General features: G+C 54.1%; 20 protein-coding genes. 3 read left to right on the forward strand and 17 right to left on the reverse strand.

Going from position 1 to position 17,655, the window contains the following annotated elements:
- Window positions 1–25: 25 nt before the first annotated feature.
- From nanK to zapE, 10 genes are all read right to left on the reverse strand, one after another.
- Window positions 26–901 carry an N-acetylmannosamine kinase gene (nanK, locus tag J1779_RS18425; RefSeq protein ID WP_217204468.1) on the reverse strand — a complete coding sequence of 292 codons (876 nt, stop codon included), beginning with the start codon at window positions 899–901 and terminating at the stop codon, window positions 26–28.
- Entirely contained in the window at window positions 898–1,587 is a 690-nt protein-coding gene (locus J1779_RS18430) for an N-acetylmannosamine-6-phosphate 2-epimerase (protein ID WP_183848402.1), read from the reverse strand. The genes nanK and J1779_RS18430 overlap by 4 nt, the downstream gene beginning before the upstream one ends.
- Before the next feature lie 18 nt (window positions 1,588–1,605).
- A complete protein-coding gene (locus J1779_RS18435; RefSeq protein WP_217204469.1) occupies window positions 1,606–3,096 on the reverse strand; it encodes an MFS transporter in 1,491 nt (496 codons plus the stop codon).
- Between the two features lie 89 nt (window positions 3,097–3,185).
- Window positions 3,186–4,085, reverse strand: a complete 900-nt coding sequence (nanA, locus tag J1779_RS18440; protein WP_122094442.1) for an N-acetylneuraminate lyase — start codon at window positions 4,083–4,085, stop codon at window positions 3,186–3,188.
- A 181-nt stretch (window positions 4,086–4,266) separates the two neighbouring features.
- Complete coding sequence (locus J1779_RS18445; protein ID WP_217204470.1) at window positions 4,267–5,049, reverse strand: transcriptional regulator NanR; 783 nt, start codon at window positions 5,047–5,049, stop codon at window positions 4,267–4,269.
- Window positions 5,050–5,226: 177 nt separating this feature from the next.
- Window positions 5,227–5,721 carry a ClpXP protease specificity-enhancing factor gene (sspB, locus tag J1779_RS18450; RefSeq protein WP_056776320.1) on the reverse strand — a complete coding sequence of 165 codons (495 nt, stop codon included), beginning with the start codon at window positions 5,719–5,721 and terminating at the stop codon, window positions 5,227–5,229.
- A 3-nt stretch (window positions 5,722–5,724) separates the two neighbouring features.
- Window positions 5,725–6,366, reverse strand: a complete 642-nt coding sequence (gene sspA, locus J1779_RS18455; RefSeq protein WP_056776315.1) for a stringent starvation protein SspA — start codon at window positions 6,364–6,366, stop codon at window positions 5,725–5,727.
- 380 nt (window positions 6,367–6,746) lie between these two features.
- Window positions 6,747–7,139 carry a 30S ribosomal protein S9 gene (gene rpsI / locus J1779_RS18460; RefSeq protein ID WP_056776311.1) on the reverse strand — a complete coding sequence of 131 codons (393 nt, stop codon included), beginning with the start codon at window positions 7,137–7,139 and terminating at the stop codon, window positions 6,747–6,749.
- Window positions 7,140–7,155: 16 nt separating this feature from the next.
- On the reverse strand, window positions 7,156–7,584 hold the full coding sequence (gene rplM / locus J1779_RS18465) for a 50S ribosomal protein L13 (RefSeq protein WP_013577239.1): 429 nt from the start codon (window positions 7,582–7,584) through the stop codon (window positions 7,156–7,158).
- A 317-nt stretch (window positions 7,585–7,901) separates the two neighbouring features.
- Window positions 7,902–9,038, reverse strand: a complete 1,137-nt coding sequence (zapE, locus tag J1779_RS18470; RefSeq protein ID WP_217204471.1) for a cell division protein ZapE — start codon at window positions 9,036–9,038, stop codon at window positions 7,902–7,904.
- A 285-nt stretch (window positions 9,039–9,323) separates the two neighbouring features.
- On the opposite strand from zapE, the gene zapG reads away from it, so the two are divergent.
- The 3 genes from zapG (at window position 9,324) to degS (ending at window position 12,409) form a co-directional block, all read left to right on the forward strand.
- Complete coding sequence (gene zapG, locus J1779_RS18475; RefSeq protein WP_056776302.1) at window positions 9,324–9,725, forward strand: Z-ring associated protein ZapG; 402 nt, start codon at window positions 9,324–9,326, stop codon at window positions 9,723–9,725.
- Window positions 9,726–9,886: 161 nt separating this feature from the next.
- Window positions 9,887–11,254, forward strand: a complete 1,368-nt coding sequence (gene degQ / locus J1779_RS18480; RefSeq protein WP_217204472.1) for a serine endoprotease DegQ — start codon at window positions 9,887–9,889, stop codon at window positions 11,252–11,254.
- Window positions 11,255–11,341: 87 nt separating this feature from the next.
- On the forward strand, window positions 11,342–12,409 hold the full coding sequence (degS, locus tag J1779_RS18485; RefSeq protein WP_056776293.1) for an outer membrane-stress sensor serine endopeptidase DegS: 1,068 nt from the start codon (window positions 11,342–11,344) through the stop codon (window positions 12,407–12,409).
- Between the two features lie 75 nt (window positions 12,410–12,484).
- Here the strand turns inward: degS and murA are convergent, their stop codons facing one another.
- The 7 genes from murA to mlaF form a co-directional block, all read right to left on the reverse strand.
- A complete protein-coding gene (murA, locus tag J1779_RS18490; protein WP_122094450.1) occupies window positions 12,485–13,744 on the reverse strand; it encodes a UDP-N-acetylglucosamine 1-carboxyvinyltransferase in 1,260 nt (419 codons plus the stop codon).
- Window positions 13,745–13,814: 70 nt separating this feature from the next.
- The gene (gene ibaG, locus J1779_RS18495; protein WP_056776285.1) at window positions 13,815–14,069 is read right to left on the reverse strand and encodes a BolA family iron metabolism protein IbaG; all 255 of its coding nucleotides are present in this window, start codon (window positions 14,067–14,069) and stop codon (window positions 13,815–13,817) included.
- A 166-nt stretch (window positions 14,070–14,235) separates the two neighbouring features.
- On the reverse strand, window positions 14,236–14,553 hold the full coding sequence (gene mlaB / locus J1779_RS18500; RefSeq protein ID WP_056776282.1) for a lipid asymmetry maintenance protein MlaB: 318 nt from the start codon (window positions 14,551–14,553) through the stop codon (window positions 14,236–14,238).
- On the reverse strand, window positions 14,550–15,182 hold the full coding sequence (mlaC, locus tag J1779_RS18505) for a phospholipid-binding protein MlaC (RefSeq protein ID WP_056776278.1): 633 nt from the start codon (window positions 15,180–15,182) through the stop codon (window positions 14,550–14,552). The genes mlaB and mlaC overlap by 4 nt, the downstream gene beginning before the upstream one ends.
- A gap of 39 nt (window positions 15,183–15,221) precedes the next feature.
- On the reverse strand, window positions 15,222–15,794 hold the full coding sequence (gene mlaD / locus J1779_RS18510; RefSeq protein WP_056777186.1) for an outer membrane lipid asymmetry maintenance protein MlaD: 573 nt from the start codon (window positions 15,792–15,794) through the stop codon (window positions 15,222–15,224).
- Window positions 15,795–15,798: 4 nt separating this feature from the next.
- On the reverse strand, window positions 15,799–16,581 hold the full coding sequence (gene mlaE, locus J1779_RS18515) for a lipid asymmetry maintenance ABC transporter permease subunit MlaE (RefSeq protein ID WP_112169205.1): 783 nt from the start codon (window positions 16,579–16,581) through the stop codon (window positions 15,799–15,801).
- A 15-nt stretch (window positions 16,582–16,596) separates the two neighbouring features.
- The gene (mlaF, locus tag J1779_RS18520) at window positions 16,597–17,400 is read right to left on the reverse strand and encodes a phospholipid ABC transporter ATP-binding protein MlaF (protein WP_056776271.1); all 804 of its coding nucleotides are present in this window, start codon (window positions 17,398–17,400) and stop codon (window positions 16,597–16,599) included.
- Window positions 17,401–17,655: the final 255 nt, after the last annotated feature.

Here is a 17,655-nt window from a genome sequence, read left to right on the forward strand (position 1 = left end):
CCCGTTGTTTTTGAGCGGGCTGAAACTAAAACGCCATCTCCTGCGCCAGCAAGGCGGCCCCCCGTAAACCGGCATCGTGCTGATGTTTTGCCATCAAAAGCGTGACACGGTAAACCTCCGGCTCTTCATTAAGAAACGTTTTCACCTGCGCCAAATAGCCTTCTGCCAGACCAATACTTCCACCCAAAACCACGCACTGACAATCCGTCGCTACTTTGATATCCGCGATTAATCTTGCCAGCACCCTGGCTGAACGCTGGATCAATGCCCCCGCTTGCGGATGCCCTGCCGCCGCATGAGCGAAAATCTGTTTGGCAGTGCAACCGGCTAAATCATCACGCGCTGCGCTGGCGATGCCTCGCCCTGACGCCATCGCCTCCACGCAACCCGTCCGGCCACAGCCACAGTGTGGCCCCTGCGGATCTGCCAGCGTGTGGCCGAAATGCCCCGCCAGCCCCTGCGTTCCTGTCAGCAATTTTCCGCCACTGATCATTGCGCCGCCCACACCGGTCGAGACAGTGAGAAAGACCATGTCAGTGATATCCGCCGAAAGGGCATGATATTCCGCCCACGCAGCCGCCTGCGCGTCATTGATGGCCATGCACGGCAGTTGCGTCAGCCGGGAGATCACCTCCACCAGTGGAAAATGGCTGAGGCCGCCAAGATTATCCGGGTTCAGCGCCGTGAGAACGCCCTGCCTGATGATACCGGTAGAAGCGACCGCGACCCGCTGCGCCTGTGAAACCAGCGGCGCGACCAGTTCCGCCAGCGCAGCCTGCAAGGCATCGGGCGTTTTACTGGCAGGCGTCGGGATTTCCCGCCGTCCGGTGAGAGTGAGATCGGGGCCCGCCAGCGCCGCCGCCAGCTTGGTGCCACCGATATCGATCACCAGCGTGGTCATTTCGCGACCTTCACGATTTCATCCCGGAACCACTGGCAGACATGCTCAAGGCGGGTGATTGCCGAACCGACGGTGACCGCCCACGCGCCATTTTGCATCGCCTGAGCCGCCAGCGCAGGCGCGTTATAGCGCCCTTCGGCAATCACGCGGCATCCTTCATGACTCAGCGCTTTCACTAAGGCCAGATCCGGCTCTTCCGGTGTTTGCGCCGTGATATAACCTGACAGCGTCGTACCGATGATGTCAGCCCCCAGCCGGTGACAAGCCAGTCCGTCCTGCACGCTGGAACAATCTGCCATTGCCAGCAGGTGATGCTGATGAATGCGTGCCAGCAGTTCCGCCACCGCCACCGGCCTTTCACGCTGTGTACCGTCAAACGCAATGATGCTGGCTCCTGCGCCTGCCAGCGCATCCACATCGGCCAGAAAAGGCGTGATACGCACCGGCGAATCTGGCAGGTCGCGTTTGATAATGCCGATGATCGGCACCGACACCCGTGCATGAGTGGCTCTGAGATTCTCAATACCTTCAATGCGCAGCGCCACCGCACCGGCCTGTTCTGCTGCCAGCGCCATGGCGGCCACAATATCAGGCTTATCCAGCGGGCTGCCGGGAACCGGCTGGCAGGAGACAATTAATCCGCCAGCCTGTGAAATCTGTGTATCCAGTGTTTCAAGCAATGACATATAAACTCCCTGCAAAATTCAGTTTCTGATCAATCCGCTCTTGGTGTTTTCCGGCTTCACTTTCACCGCACCGCTGAAAGGTTTGCCATCAATGGTGTCATGCGTCCGCACGGCTTCGGGGTGGATCCAGCGCTGAACGCGTGACGGCATATCCAGCCCGATCAGCAGGATCACCACGAACGTCAGCCCGAAAGACAAGGACGCCAGCGCAGTGCCGAGATCCAGACGCTGGGCAATCGCCACCCCGATAACCGGTGCCAGAGCGCCACCCAGCGCGCCGACGTTGTAGGTAAAGCCCAGCCCGGCCGCACGCTGTTCGGTATCGAAATAACCGCCAATCAGTTTAGGCAGAATGCCGGAGATGCCCTGACCCAACATTTGTTGCAGGAATAACAGTAATCCCAACACCCAGATATTTCCGCCGCCGATCGCAAAGACCGGAATAATAAGCAGCTGCGAGGCCAGCAGGCTGTACACGTACGCTTTGCGCGTTCCCAGCCAGTCGCCGAGGAAACCGCCCACGCAGCACCCTACCGCTGCGCCAAAGCCGCTGAAGAACAGCACGTGAGCCACCAGCGTCGGTGAATAGGCCAGTTCAGTTTTCAAATACGTCGGTAACAGCGCCTGAATCGGCCACGAATAGAGGAAGGCAAAGAAGACCACGATCATCAGCGTAACGCCGGTCGGCCAGCGTTTGCCGCTACTCTGCACCATAAAGCTGATGAAGACAGCCGCACACATCAGCCCCAGTATGGCAATCACTGCGGCGCTGCCCACATCGCCGGCAAAACAGAAATACAACGCCGTGGCCGCGACAATCGTCATACCGACGTTGACGACCCGATGTTTGCCGCGATAGAGAATATCCACCATGGTTTTGGTCGGTTGCTTATGGGCGAATTTCGCCTGCCAGTCTTCCGCTTCCGGGATATTTTTACGCAGCCAGAGGGCGAAAATAATCGGCAAAATGCCGATGAAAAACAGGGCGCGCCAGCCCCAGACCGGCACCACCAGGCTGTAAACCTGCGCGGCAATCACCGCACCCACAGAGAAGCCGGAAATTAGAAACCCGCTGGCTTTGTTGCGTAAATGCTTTGGCCAGCTTTCAATAACATAGGTGGCACTTGAGCCGTATTCTCCCGCCATGCCCATGCCGATAATCAGGCGTGCGAAAAACATCACCGTGAATCCCGGCGCAAAACCGCAGGCGAGCGTCCCGACAGAAAACAACACGATACTGGTGATCATCGCCAGTTTGCGACCATAACGGTCGCCCATGGCACCAAGCAGTAATCCGCCAAACCAGCGGGAGATGAACGCCGCAGAAATCAGACTCGCCGCCTGAACGCCGGTCAGGTCGAACTCGCTTTTAATTTCTGTCAGCACTAAGGCGATCAGAACAAAATCAAAACCATCCAAAAGGTAGCCAATCCAGGCGGCCGAAAATGCTTTCCATTGCGGTTTAGTCAAATGGCGAAACCATGAGATCTGTCGGGCATTGTTACGCATAAATCACCCCCGGGGCGGGTTTGCATCAACCCGCCCTTTGGTAAGGACTGATAAAGAATTGTTGATGCCGGAAAGCCCGGCATCAGGCGTCAGAACGCGCTACGTTCTGCCTGAAGTTGCGCCGCCAGCGCTTTAAGCGCCGGCAAATATTGCTCATCGACCGGCGCAAAAGGTTTGCGGCACAGCGGCACGGCCACGATATCCATGTAATGCAGAATCGTTTTCAGACCGCGGAAAACGCCCGTTTTTATCAGCAGGTCGATGACCTTGTTGCATTCACTTTGCAAATGCATCGCCCGCGGCACATCCCCTTCCAGCACGGCTTTTTTGATCGCCATATAGCGCCAGCCCATCACGTTATAGGTACTGCCTATTCCGCCATCGGCACCCGCCAGCAGGCCGGATGCGAAGATTTCGTCGTAACCGTTGTAGAGCACCAAATCCGGATGCGCACGGCGGATTTTTTCCATTTCGTACAAATCGCCGGAGGTTTGTTTCAGCGCGCCCACGCCGGGCAGTTTGATCAGCGTGTCGATCTGATCCAGCGTCAGTTTCACGCCGCTGAGGGCCGGAATGTTATAGACCACCATCGGCAGGCCTTCGGCGGAATCCGTGACCGCACGGTAGTGGTCGCAATGTTCATTGAAGCTGAAAGGATAGTAGAACGGCGTCACGGCGGAGACGGCATCAAAGCCGTAACGGTGTGCGGCGGCGGCCAGCGTCTGGCTTTCACGGGTACTGATGGCACCGACGTGGGCGATTAACGTCACCTTGCCCTTCGCTTCTTCCGCCACGATTTCCAGCACCTGCTCACGTTCCTGAGAGCTTTGCAGAAAAGCTTCGCCGGTAGAACCACCAACGTACAGGCCATCGATCCCCTGCTCAATATTGAAACGTACCAGACGGCGCAGGCTGTCGGTGTCCACTTGCTGTTGCTGATTAAAAGGAGTGAGCAATGCCGGCATCACGCCCCGCAGATTCTGTTTCATAAACGCCTCTTGGTTATTGGGTTATCAGGCAAATCGATATACCTTTATACCTGTTATACCAGACCAAAAAACAAACACAATACAACGGAAGGTTCAGAATGTGATCCCGACCATAGGAAATAGTGATGGCTGATCAGAGGTGATCAAAGAGAGTGCGGGGCAGATCCCAGTTCAGAAATGATTACTTCTTCGGTCCGCGCTTCGCCGATGAGGCGTAATATGCCGCGAAGACGCTTTTGAGATGCGCTTTCAGCGCGGCATCGGCGGCATCAGGATCACGAGCCTCAATAGCCTTGAAGATGTCGATATGCTGCTGATAACTGACGTTGTTATGCGCGTGCAGCTCTTCCTGAGGGACGGAAGGACGCGCCGCAATCAGCCAGTCCAGTAAAGCCACGTGCACGACCATGAAGATCGGGTTCGCCGGGATTTCAGCCAGTTCACGGTGGAATTCAATATCAGAGCGGATGAAAAGATCGTTGTCATCAAGCGACTGGCTGTTCATTTCCAGCGCTTTGCCCAGGCGTGCAATCTGCTCGTCGGTGGCAAATTCTGCGGCGTAACGCACCAGGCTGGATTCGAAAAACATCCGCAACTGCTCGAAATGCGCAATCCCTTCAGGGCGCGCGAGGAAGTCTGTCGCCACACCGGATAATTCACTGATGATGGTGTCAGCCGAAGGACGTGACACCCGCGCCCGCTCGCCGTTGCTGATCTGCACCAGCCCTTTACGTTTAAGCGCCGCCAGCGCTTCACGTACGGAGGGGCGGCCAACGTTGAAAAATGTCATCAGTTCTCGTTCTGAAGGAAGTTGCTCACCTTCAGCAAATTCGCGCCTGCGGATCATTTGCTCCAGCTCTTCTTCCACCATATCGGACAGCTTCTTGCGCGCAAGCGGTCGGCGACGCATCGCATGGCCGATGGTGTCTGTCGTCTCCGGGGGCTGATCGTCAAATGTGCTCATAGCGTCAGAATAAGACCTTTAAGAATGAAAGGTATGCGCGAATAATTTTGAATCATAACACAGCCATTACGCACTGGCGAAAGGAGACACAGGCAGGGACAGGCAATAAAAAACCCCGCGTATCAACGCAGGGTTTTTGTCAGGCTTTCAGAAAACCTGGGTTCATTTGACGACGTGTTACTTAACGACGCGTAATGCCGGGCGTCCACCGCGTGGTGGCGCAGGTGGCTCGTCATCAGGGCCTTCTTCCGTGACATCCGGTAAATCACCGTCAATCACTGACATAGTCGGTTCTGATGTCTCATCGTTGCTCAGGTTACCCGCGAAGGCACCTTCAGCTTCGTAAGCCGGTTCAGGCTCGAACATGGTTCCAGCCCCGTTTTCACGGGCATAAATCGCCAGTACAGCGGCAATCGGCACGAACACATTACGCGGCACACCGCCAAAGCGGGCGTTGAAACGTACATCGTCATTACCCAGTTCAAGATTACCGACGGCGCGAGGTGCAACGTTCAGAACAATTTGTCCGTCACGAGCAAACTCCATCGGAACCATGACGCCGGGCATCGTGACATCAACCACCAGGTGCGGAGTGAGCTGGTTATCGAGTAACCACTCATAAAAGGCCCGCAACAGGTAAGGCCGGCGCGGAGACATGTCGTTCATCTCCATACCTTAACCTCGTGTATGCAAACGCATTTCGCGCTCGGGTTCGGTCAGAGAAGCCAGGAATGCATCACGTTCGAATACGCGGGTCATGTAGCCTTTCAGCTCTTTAGAACCGGTACCGGACAGCTCAATACCCAGCTCTGGCAGACGCCATAACAGCGGTGCCAGGTAGCAATCGACCAGGCTAAACTCTTCGCTTTTGAAATAAGGCATGTAAGAGAAGATTGGCGCAATCGCCAGCAGCTCTTCGCGCAACTGCTTACGTGCTGCATCAGCTTCAGCAGCCGTACCTTGTTCAACCTGACGCATCAGAGAGTACCAGTCGTTTTCGATGCGGTGCATCATCAGACGGCTCTCACCACGTGCAACCGGATAAACCGGCATCAGTGGTGGATGCGGGAAGCGCTCATCAAGGTATTCCATGATGATGCGGGATTCGAACAGGGTCAGCTCACGATCGACCAGCGTTGGCACGGTGCGATAGGGGTTGAGGTCAATAAGATCCTGCGGCAGGTGATCCATCTCAACCTGCTCAATCTCGACACTGACACCTTTTTCGGCCAGTACGATACGTACTTGATGGCTAAAAATGTCGGTCGGGCCGGAAAACAGCGTCATTACCGAACGTTTGTTGGCAGCGACAGCCATGAAAACCTCCAAGTTATCTAGAATTATACAGCGAATAGCCAACTGTCAGGCTGCTATCCTGAACAATCATTTTATCGCCAGCCTGCAGTTTTTGTTCCGTAGTTTCATAGACAACCGTTGGCAGGGCGAACCCAACCAGGAAGCGCGGCAACGTCAACTGCTCGGCGAATAGGCACAAAAGTGTGTGATAGTTTACCAGATTTTACGCGTGCTGTGGGGACGGCGAGATGATTTCGTGGTGAATTGTGTGTCTGAAAATCATTAATGCCTGTTTTACACACGCCCTGGCGGAATGACGGGCATAAAAAAACCCGGTGTAGCACCGGGTTTTTGACGTTGATTTTCGTGCAGTAGCACTGTGCTGCATGAGCAGCAGAAAATTAACGCTTGGAGAACTGAGGACGACGACGTGCTTTACGCAGGCCGACTTTCTTACGTTCAACCTGACGAGCATCGCGAGTAACGAAGCCTGCTTTACGCAGTTCGCCACGCAGATTTTCGTCATATTCCATCAGTGCACGGGTGATACCGTGACGGATAGCGCCAGCCTGACCGGAGATACCACCACCTTTAACAGTGATGTACAGGTCAAATTTAGTAACCATATCGACCAGTTCCAGTGGTTGACGAACTACCATGCGGGCAGTTTCACGACCAAAGTACTGTTCCAGGCTACGCTGGTTGATTACGATGTTACCACTACCCGGTTTGATGAAAACACGAGCGGCGGAGCTTTTGCGGCGACCAGTGCCGTAGTATTGATTTTCAGCCATTGCCTATAATCCCGAATTAAATGTCAAGAACTTGCGGTTGTTGCGCCGCATGAGTGTGCTCGTTACCCGCGTAAACTTTCATTTTACGGTACATTGCACGACCCAACGGGCCCTTTGGCAACATGCCTTTAACCGCGAGCTCGATCACGCGTTCAGGACGGCGAGCGATCATCTCTTCAAAGGTCGCTTGCTTGATACCACCGATGTGGCCGGTGTGATGGTAATAAATCTTGTCGTTACGCTTGTTGCCGGTTACAGCAACTTTTTCTGCGTTCAGAACGATGATGTAATCACCAGTATCAACGTGCGGAGTGTATTCCGCTTTATGTTTGCCACGCAGACGGCGGGCCAGTTCAGTGGCCAGGCGACCTAAGGTCTTGCCGGTAGCGTCAACTACGAACCAGTCACGTTGTACGGTTTCCGGTTTAGCTGTAAAAGTTTTCATTAAAAGCTTACCCAATTAAAGTTACACGTTGGCGAACACCCGAACGCTTACTTGTTTATAAAATAAGTATTTGAGGTTCACACGACCATCGTCCAGCAAACCTACCCCTTCGAATAGCCAATGCTGGCACTTATAAAGTTTCGGGAAAAAAACTTTGTAGTAACGTGGGGTCGCAAGATTATAGAGAAGTCTCCTGCAAAAATCGAACCTTTTTCGACAAAAAGGAAGATTTCCCTCAGGGCCGTCTGAAGGTTCGCTATGCAGGCTGTACCGGGTCTTTTATATCACAAATAGAACAAAAAATAATCAGCTAACAATCAGGGCAGATGAGGTCGCTTCAGATATTCCTCACTTTGCATCTCCTGCAGGCGCGACAGGCAGCGCTGGTATTCGAACTTCAACCGCTCGCCCTGATAAATTTCAAACATTGGCACCGCAGCGGAGATCACCAGTTTCACGTGGCGTTCATAGAATTCATCGACCAGCGCCAGAAAACGGCGGGCGGCATTCTCGCTGTCGGCTCCCATCACCGGGACGTTATGCAACAACACGCTGTGATAGATTTTCGACAGCGCGATGTAATCGAGCTGGCTGCGGGCTTCTTCACACAGCGTATGGAACTCCACCGCCAGGACGCCATCGACGGCCGCAATGGCCTGCATCGGGCGATGATTCACTTCCAGCACAGGCCGTTCATTGGCGGAACCACTGTGGTTTCCGGTCAGTTTTCCAAGCATGGAGTGCATCGCATCGGCGGTTTGCGCTCCCGCCGGTGACAGCCACAGATTCGCCTGCGTCAGCGTGCGCAGACGGTAATCGATTCCTGCATCAACGTTAAGCACGTCGCAGTATTCTTTAATCAGATCAATGGCTGGCAGGAAGCGTGCACGTTGCAGCCCGTTACGGTAAAGCAAATCCGGCGGAATGTTGGAGGTGGCGATCAGCGTAATACCACGGGCAAAAAGCGCCTGCAGTAGCGTCGCCAGCAGCATGGCATCGGTGATATCGGAAACAAAGAATTCATCGAAACACAACACATCGGTTTCAGCTTTAAAGCGGTCTGCGATCACTTCCAGCGGATCTTCCTGCCCCTGAAGCTGGGTCAGTTCCTGATGCACGCGCAACATAAAGCGGTGGAAGTGCAGCCGCAGTTTGCGTTCGCCCGGCAAACTGTGGAAAAAAAGATCCATCAGCCAGGTCTTGCCTCGCCCTACTCCGCCCCACATATACAAGCCCTGAACCGGGCGTTGCGCGGTTTTTACCGGTGCTTTAGCGAACAGGCGACCGAGCAGGCCTCCCCGGCTGGCGGGTTGAGCGGTGGGCGCAGTGTTGGCACTCAGCGCCTGATAAATGGCATCGAGCTGAGCGACGGCCTGCTTCTGAACGGCGTCCGGCTGGAACTCTCCGGCATCTACGGCGTTCTGATAAAGGATAAGGGGTGATTTGGGTTGCATGTTAGTTAACGTCCCTGAGAAAAAAATTTTACGTTTTTCACGTCGTTTCGCCGCTTTTTTGCCGTCTGTTCGCCACTTTTACCCTCAGTCTGCGCGTGAAAAAAGCGTCGGGCTGCGGTGATTGTGACGGCAGGATTCCACTCGGACAAGGTTAACGGTTATAGTGGAGCTATTGCATGACGAATGCGTGTGACAATTACGTTAAAACCATTGTGTAAAAAAGTTAAGTCATAAAAGTTACGTGAAAAAGCCCTGCGGGACAACGAAGTCAAAATAGGAGTCATTATGACCTGGGAGTATGCACTCATTGGATTAGTGGTCGGTATCGCGATTGGTGCGGTGGCGATGCGCTTTGGCAATCGTCAATTACGCGATCAGCAAGTGATGAAAAATGAGCTGGAGAAAAGCAAAGCAGAACTCGACGAATACCGTCAGGAACTGACAGGCCACTTTGCGCGCAGCGCAGAACTGCTCGATAACATGGCGACGGATTACCGTCAGCTTTATCAGCACATGGCGAAGAGCTCCAACAACCTGTTGCCGGACTTGCCACAGCAAGATAATCCGTTCAACTACCGTCTGACCGGTTCTGAAGCCGATAACGATCAGGCACCTGTGCAGATGCCACGCGATTACTCCGATGGTGCATCGGGTCTGCTGCGTGGCGAGCGTCCTGTTCGCAAATAACAGACGCGATTGCCCGGCCCCGCAGTTCTCCGGCGCCGGGACAAATACGGTGCATGCCCTGCGCATGCACCGTTCTCCAGACCTGACCCTTCCCGTGCTGTGAATCATCGTTCGATTGTCCGTAAAAGACGCCCATTACAGAAAGCGAGAGAGTTATCCTGATGAAGAAAAAGTCATTTTTGCTCAGTGTGTTAGCTGTTAGCCTTGGATTAACCTTCGCTTCTGCGCCGATGGCAAGTGCCGCTTTGCCAATGGCTGTACAAGGGCAACCGCTGCCAAGTCTGGCGCCGATGCTTGAAAAAGTCTTGCCCGCGGTCGTCGGCGTTCAGGTTTCCGGAACGCAACCGCCAAGCACTGACGTTCCTCCGGAATTCAAATTCTTCTTTGGTCAGCAAGATCCTGAGCCTAATCAGGGTGCACAGCCGTTCGAAGGGCTGGGCTCCGGCGTGATCATTGATGCCGCAAAAGGTTACGTTCTCACCAACAATCACGTTGTGAACAATGCGGACAAAATTACCGTCCAGCTTAACGATGGCCGCGAGTACAAGGCAAAACTGATTGGTAAAGATGACCAGTCAGATATCGCCGTGATCCAACTGATTGATGCGAAAAACCTGACGCAAATCGCAATGGCCGATTCTGATGCCTTGCAGGTCGGCGATTTCGCCATCGCTGTAGGTAACCCGTTCGGGCTTGGGCAGACCGTCACCTCCGGTATCGTCTCGGCGCTCGGGCGCAGCGGGCTGAATCTCGAAGGGCTGGAGAACTTTATCCAGACCGATGCCTCCATTAACCGGGGGAATTCCGGTGGTGCATTGCTTAACCTGAAAGGTGAGCTCATCGGGATCAATACCGCAATCATCTCTTCTCAGGGTGGCAGCGTCGGTATTGGGTTTGCGATCCCGGTGAACATGGCGAAAAATCTGAGCCATCAGCTGATTGAGTTTGGCGAGGTCAAACGCGGCCTGCTGGGCATCCGTGGCAGTGAAATGACCCCCGAACTGGCGCAGGCCTTCAAGCTGGACAGTCAGCGTGGGGCGTTCGTCAATGAAGTGCTGCCAGATTCTGCGGCAGCCAAAGCGGGCATAAAATCCGGTGACGTGCTGATTACGTTGCAGGGTAAAACGCTCAGCAGCTTCGCGGAACTGCGCGCCAAAGTGGGTACTGCCGGTCCGGGCGTCGTCATGCAGATTGGTTTACTGCGCGAAGGCAAACCGATGACGGTGAGTGTCACACTGGCCCAGAGCCCGGCAGTGGAAGTCAGCATCGAGAAAATCAACCCGGCCTTACAGGGCGTTACGCTCAGTGATGTGGACGCTAAAACAGGCAAAGGTGTTCAGGTCGATGACGTGAAGAAAGGCACACCGGCAGAGCAGGTGGGCCTGGAGAAAGACGATGTGATCATCGGTGTAAACCGTGAACCCATCGACAATCTGGCAGCCTTACGCAAGATCCTTGAAACCAAACCGGACCTGATCGCCCTGAGCATTCTGCGCAAAGGGCAAAATATGTACCTGCTGATGCCGTAAAGCGTTGAAAATCGGACGCAGATGCTGCTGCGTCCGATTAAGTCGTGCTATTCTTCAGTCACTTTTCATCTCGCACCCCATACACTCATGTTTGTTAAGCTATTGAGATCCGCCATTATCGGACTGATTGTTGCCGGCCTTTTGCTGGCGGCGGTCCCTATGCTGCGTAAAAAGATCACAGAACCGCTTTTTGAGCGTAACTTCAATCAAACCAGCGAAGAACCGGTCAGCTATAACGCCGGTGTACGCCACGCTGCGCCCGCGGTAGTCAATGTGTACAACCGCAACATGGGCAACAGCTCGCAAAACGAATTACAGATCCGCACGCTGGGCTCCGGCGTGATCATGAATGACAGCGGTTATATCCTCACCAACAAACATGTGATCAACAATGCCGATCAGATCATCGTCGCATTGCAGGATGGCCGGGTTTTCGAAGCATTGCTGGTCGGTTCCGATAGCCTGACTGACCTCGCGGTGCTGAAAATCAACGCCGGTAACCTGCCGGTAATCCCGATCAACCCGAACCGTAATCCGCACGTCGGCGATATTGTTATGGCGATCGGTAACCCGTACAACCTCGGCCAGACAGTGACGCAGGGCATCATCAGCGCCACGGGCCGTATCGGCCTCAGCCCATCTGGCCGCCAGAACTTCCTGCAAACCGATGCATCAATCAACCAGGGTAACTCCGGCGGGGCGCTGGTGAACTCACTGGGTGAACTGGTGGGCATCAATACATTATCCTTTGACCAGAGCAATGACGGCGCGACGCCGGAAGGCATTGGCTTTGCAATCCCGACGGCTCTTGCAACCAAAGTGATGGGCAAATTGATCCGCGACGGGCGTGTGATCCGCGGTTATATCGGCATCAGCGGACGCGAAGTTTCTCCTCTGCACGGGCCGAACAGCGGGCTGGATCGTATTCAGGGCATCGTCGTGAACGAAGTGACGGCAAACGGTCCGGCGGCGAATGCCGGTATGAAGGTCAGTGACGTGATTGTAAACGTCAATAATAAGCCTGCCGTCTCCGCCATTGAAACGATGGACCAGGTGGCAGAAATACGCCCTGGCACGGTGATCCCGGTAGAAATTATGCGAAACGGCGACAAGCTGACGCTGCACGTCACGGTGCAGGAATATCCCGACCACTGACCGCAGATATTACACAAACAAAAAAGCCGGAAAGGTTTCCCCTTCCGGCTTTTTTATTGCTTCAGGCCTGAGTGATTACTCGCCTTTAAAGCGCTCGATTTTAGCGCCCAGCTGACGCAATTTATCTTCGATACGCTCGTAACCACGGTCGATGTGATAAATACGGTCAACCACGGTTACGCCTTCAGCGATACAACCCGCCAGAACCAGGCTGGCTGATGCACGCAGATCGGTCGCCATCACCTGAGCACCCGACAGTTTCTCAACACCATGACAAATCAGGGTGCTACCTTCAATTTCAGCGTGAGCACCCATACGGATAAGCTCAGGCACGTGCATGAAGCGGTTTTCGAAGATAGTCTCAGTGATCACGCCGGTCCCTTCAGCCACCAGATTCAGCAGGCTGAACTGCGCCTGCATGTCAGTCGGGAAGCCAGGGTGAGGCGCGGTACGGAAAGTGACGGCTTTGGCGCGTTTACCATGCATGTCCAGACTGACCCAGTCTTCGCCCACTTCAACATCGCCACCCGCTTCACGCAGTTTTGCCAGAACGGCATCCAGCGTATCAGGGCGGGCTTCGCGGCAGGTGACTTTGCCACCGGAAATCGCCGCCGCCACCAGGAAAGTCCCGGTTTCGATGCGGTCAGGTACCACGCGATACACACCGCCACCCAGACGTGCAACGCCTTCGATGGTGATCTTATCGGTGCCTGCGCCAGTGATGTTCGCGCCCAGCGTATTGAGGAAGTTGGCAGTATCGACAATTTCCGGCTCACGCGCGGCGTTTTCAATAATGGTGGTGCCTTCGGCCAGTGTCGCCGCACTCATGATGGTTACCGTCGCGCCCACGCTGACTTTATCCATCACGATGTGCGCGCCTTTCAGGCGGCCATCAACAGAAGCTTTCACATAGCCTTCTTCCAGCACGATCGTTGCGCCAAGCTGTTCCAGACCGCTGATGTGCAGGTCAACCGGACGTGCGCCAATCGCACAGCCACCCGGCAGGGAAACCTGACCGCGACCAAAACGCGCGACCAGCGGACCCAGCGCCCAGATGGAGGCACGCATGGTTTTCACTAAGTCGTACGGCGCACAAAACTCATTCACACCGCTGGCATCAACGAACACAGAACCGTTGCGTTCAATTTTGGTACCCAACTGACCGAGCAGTTTGATCGTGGTATCGATGTCTTTCAGATAAGGAACGTTCTGAAGTTCAACCGGCTCTTCAGCAAGCAGTGCGGCAAACAAAATAGGAAGTGCTGCATTTTTTGCACCAGAGATGGTGACTTCGCCACTTAAGCGAGTCCCACCCTGTACACGGAATTTATCCATTGTGACTGCTCTCTTTTATGAGGTTCAAATACAAGTCAAAGACGAGGAAGCTGCCGGCTGCCCGACAGTCTTATAACCCACTCAGTTTACGGTCACGCGCCCATTCTTCAGGGGTATACGCCTTGATAGACAGTGCATGAATTCGATTGTCGGCGATGTATTCCATCAGCGGGGCGTAAACGGTCTGCTGTTTTTTCACGCGGCTCATGCCATCAAACATCGCACCAACGACAATGGCCTGAAAATGACTGCCATCGCCAGTAATGTGTGCTTCTTCCAGTGCCAATGCGTTCATCAGCACGTCTTTAATTTCATTCGTTTCCATAGGGATCAATTCTTCTGAAGGATCATAACAGCCCGGTATCTTATAGGGATCGGGGCAAATCTTAAACCACGAAAAAGCCCCTGAGGAAGAGTTTCGCACAGGGGCTTTGAGGTCATGACGTCAGGGGTTCACGGCAGCGTCGCTAACTTGCCGTAACCATTCACTATTATTGACTCACCGACACTGCGTCGGTGTTGGCCGGAATAATGTCCTGAAGGTTGTATAGCGCGATAAGCGTACTCAGCCGATCGGTGATGCCTTCCACGGTCAGGGACGCACCTTGCTGGCTGGCCTCCTGACGCAGATGTACCAGCAACGCCAGGCCGGAAGAATCCACACGCGCCAGACCGGAAACGTCCAGACGTGTCACGCCAGCGAGCAGCGTTTTCCGCGCATCCCAGACCGGTAACAGCGTTTCGCGATCCAGGTCGCCATGCAATGTCAGCAAAGGCGGCTGGCATTCCCAGCGCAGTGCGTCACTCATTTTTGGTCCAGCGTAATCGGTTGTGCTGCAGCCTGTTTCAGACGCGCAGTCAGACCATCAATCCCTTTCTGACGCAGGATATCCGCCCATTCGTTTTGCTTGGTGGAAATCATGCTGACGCCTTCGGCGATCATGTCATAAGCCTGCCACTCACCGGTACGGCTGTTTTTACGCCACTGAAAGTCCAGGCGAATCGGAGGACGACCGTTTGGATCGGTAATGGTCACGCGGATAGCGATAATGTCTTTGTCGGCGTAAGACTGTTCAGGCTGAACCTGATAGCTCTGGCCGTTGTACAGCGCCAGCGCCTGGCCGTAAGCCTGTTGCAGGTAGTCGCTGAACGCAGCGAAGTAAGCATCACGCTGTGCAGGCGTCGCCTGCTGATAATAACGGCCTAACACCAGTGCTCCGGCATATTTGATTTGCACGTAAGGCAGCAGCTCGTCACGCACGACCTGACGCAGGTAGTTAGGATCCTGCTTGATTTTTGGCTGTTCATTTTTGAGGCGGGTGAAAGTCTTGCTCGCCGCTTCATTCATCACGCTGTACGGATTGGTTTTATCCACAGCAGCATTGGCCATCGGGGCCATAACCACCAGCAGCGCAGCGATAACTAAACGTTTAAACATACTTATTTCCTCTTTTGTGGAGAATCCGTGAGCCAATTCTTAATGGGCAGCCGGTTGCGGAGCCGTGTTCGCGTCAGGTGCTGGCGCGGTCTTCTCTTCTGACGCTGGCGCAGCGGTGGTATCACCCGCATCAGGATCCGCCTTGCCATCACCGCTCTTGTACAGGAACTGTCCAATCAAATCTTCGAGAACCAGCGCCGATTTGGTGTCCTGAATAACGCCACCATTTTTAAGGATAGTCGTTCCCATTTCCGGGTCTTCAAAACCAATGTTCAGCGCCAGGAATTGTTCGCCTAATAAACCGGAGGTACGGATAGCCAGCGTACTGGTGCTCGGGATCTGGTTGTATTTCTGGTCGATGTCCATTTCGACACGCGGAGAGTAGTTTTTATCCAGCGTAATGCTGCTAACGCGGCCGATAACGACGCCACCCACTTTCACCGGCGAGCCGCTTTTCAGGCCACCGATGTTGTCGAAGTCCGCAGAGATTCGGTAGGTCGGATCCGAACCGATAGAGCGGATATCCGCCACTTTAAGGCACAGGAAAACCACCGCAATCAATGCGATAATCAAAAATGCGCCTACCCAGATTTCACTCTTTTTCGTTTGCATGATTTTAATTTCCAAACATCAGTGCTGTCAGCACAAAATCTAATCCCAGCACCGCCAGTGACGAATGCACTACAGTACGTGTCGTTGCCCGGCTGATCCCTTCGGATGTCGGTATCGCATCATAGCCGTTGAACAGCGCAATCCAGGTCACGGTGATAGCGAAAACAAGGCTTTTAATCAGACAGTTAAGCAAGTCAGTCCGCCAGTCTACAGCGGTTTGCATCGCTGACCAGAAGAAACCGCTGTCGATCCCTTTCCAGTCAACACCGACCAGCGATCCTCCCCAAATCCCCACCGCGACAAAAATCGCTGTCAGCAGAGGCATGGAAATCAGACCGGCCCAGAAACGCGGTGCCACAACGCGGCGCAGCGGATCGATCGCCATCATTTCGAGACTGGAGATTTGTTCTGTCGCTTTCATCAGACCCAGCTCTGCGGTTAATGCAGACCCGGCGCGCCCGGCAAACAGTAACGCGGTGACCACCGGGCCCAGTTCGCGCAGCAAAGAGAGCGCGACCATCATGCCCAGGCTGGCTTCAGCGCTGTAGGTGGTTAAAATCAGATAGCCCTGTAATCCCAGCACCATGCCGATAAACAGACCGGACACCAGGATAATCAACAGGGAAAGCACGCCCACGCTGTAGAGTTGCTTAATCAGCAAAGGCCACTGCTTGGCGAATTGTGGCTTACCGACCAATGCCCGAAAGAGCATCAGGCCCGCACGGCCAAAAGACACGCAGGTTTGTATCCCGCGACGTCCGACTGAGGCGAGCGCCTTAGTTAACATAAATAGGAAACTCCATTATCCGAGCAACTCTGCTTTGTAATCACCGGCCGGGAAACGGAAAGGCACCGGTCCATCGGCGATACCGTCAAGGAACTGGCGAACGCGCGGATCAGGATTGTTTTGCAGCTCCTCAGGCGTTCCTTCAGCAATGACATGTTGCGCAGCCACGATATACGCATAATCCGCAATGCTCAGAACTTCAGGCACATCATGGGAAACCACGATACAGGTGACACCCAGCGCATGGTTCAGCTCGTCAATCAGCTTGACCAGGACGCCCATAGTGATCGGATCCTGTCCCACAAAGGGTTCATCAAACATGATCAGTTCCGGGTCGAGTGCTATCGCACGCGCCAGGGCAACACGCCTCGCCATCCCACCGGAAAGTTCAGCAGGCATCAGTTCGCCGGCACCGCGCAAACCCACCGCTTCCAGTTTCATGGTCACGGTGCTGCGCAATAACGCTTCGGGCAATTTACTGTGTTCGCGCAGCGGAAACGCCACATTCTCGAACACATTGAGGTCAGTAAACAATGCACCGGACTGAAACAACATGCTCATTTTCTTGCGGGATTCATAAAGCTTACGGCGCGAAAGAGTGGGAATATTGTCTCCGTCGAACCAGATTTCACCGCTGTCAGGCGTCAGCTGACCGCCGATAAGGCGCAGCAACGTCGTTTTACCGATCCCTGAAGGCCCCATAATGGCGGTAATTTTACCCCGTGGGACCGTCATGTTTATCTCTTCGAAAATGGGACGATCGCCGCGCACAAAACTCATGCCTTTGATCTCAACCAGATTCGACTCGCTTTGACTCATTCGTTTATCCCTTCGGAATGCCTTCGCTAAAGACGACTTCCGCTTAAATTACTTTCGCTAAGAATACGTCTGGCCCGCAAGCCGTGTTGTATAACTTTGGTATTTTTACAAAAACTTACCCCAGTTTCGTTACCAAAGTTGCCATCGATTTACTTTTCCGCCACAGACGGTCAAAATCAACGAATTACCATTTTATGATAAAAGCCTTCATCGTCTAACATACAGGAACCTGCTGGCGCCGTTTTCGTACAAAAT

Source organism: Rahnella rivi (assembly GCF_019049655.1).
Lineage (GTDB): Bacteria > Pseudomonadota > Gammaproteobacteria > Enterobacterales > Enterobacteriaceae > Rahnella > Rahnella rivi.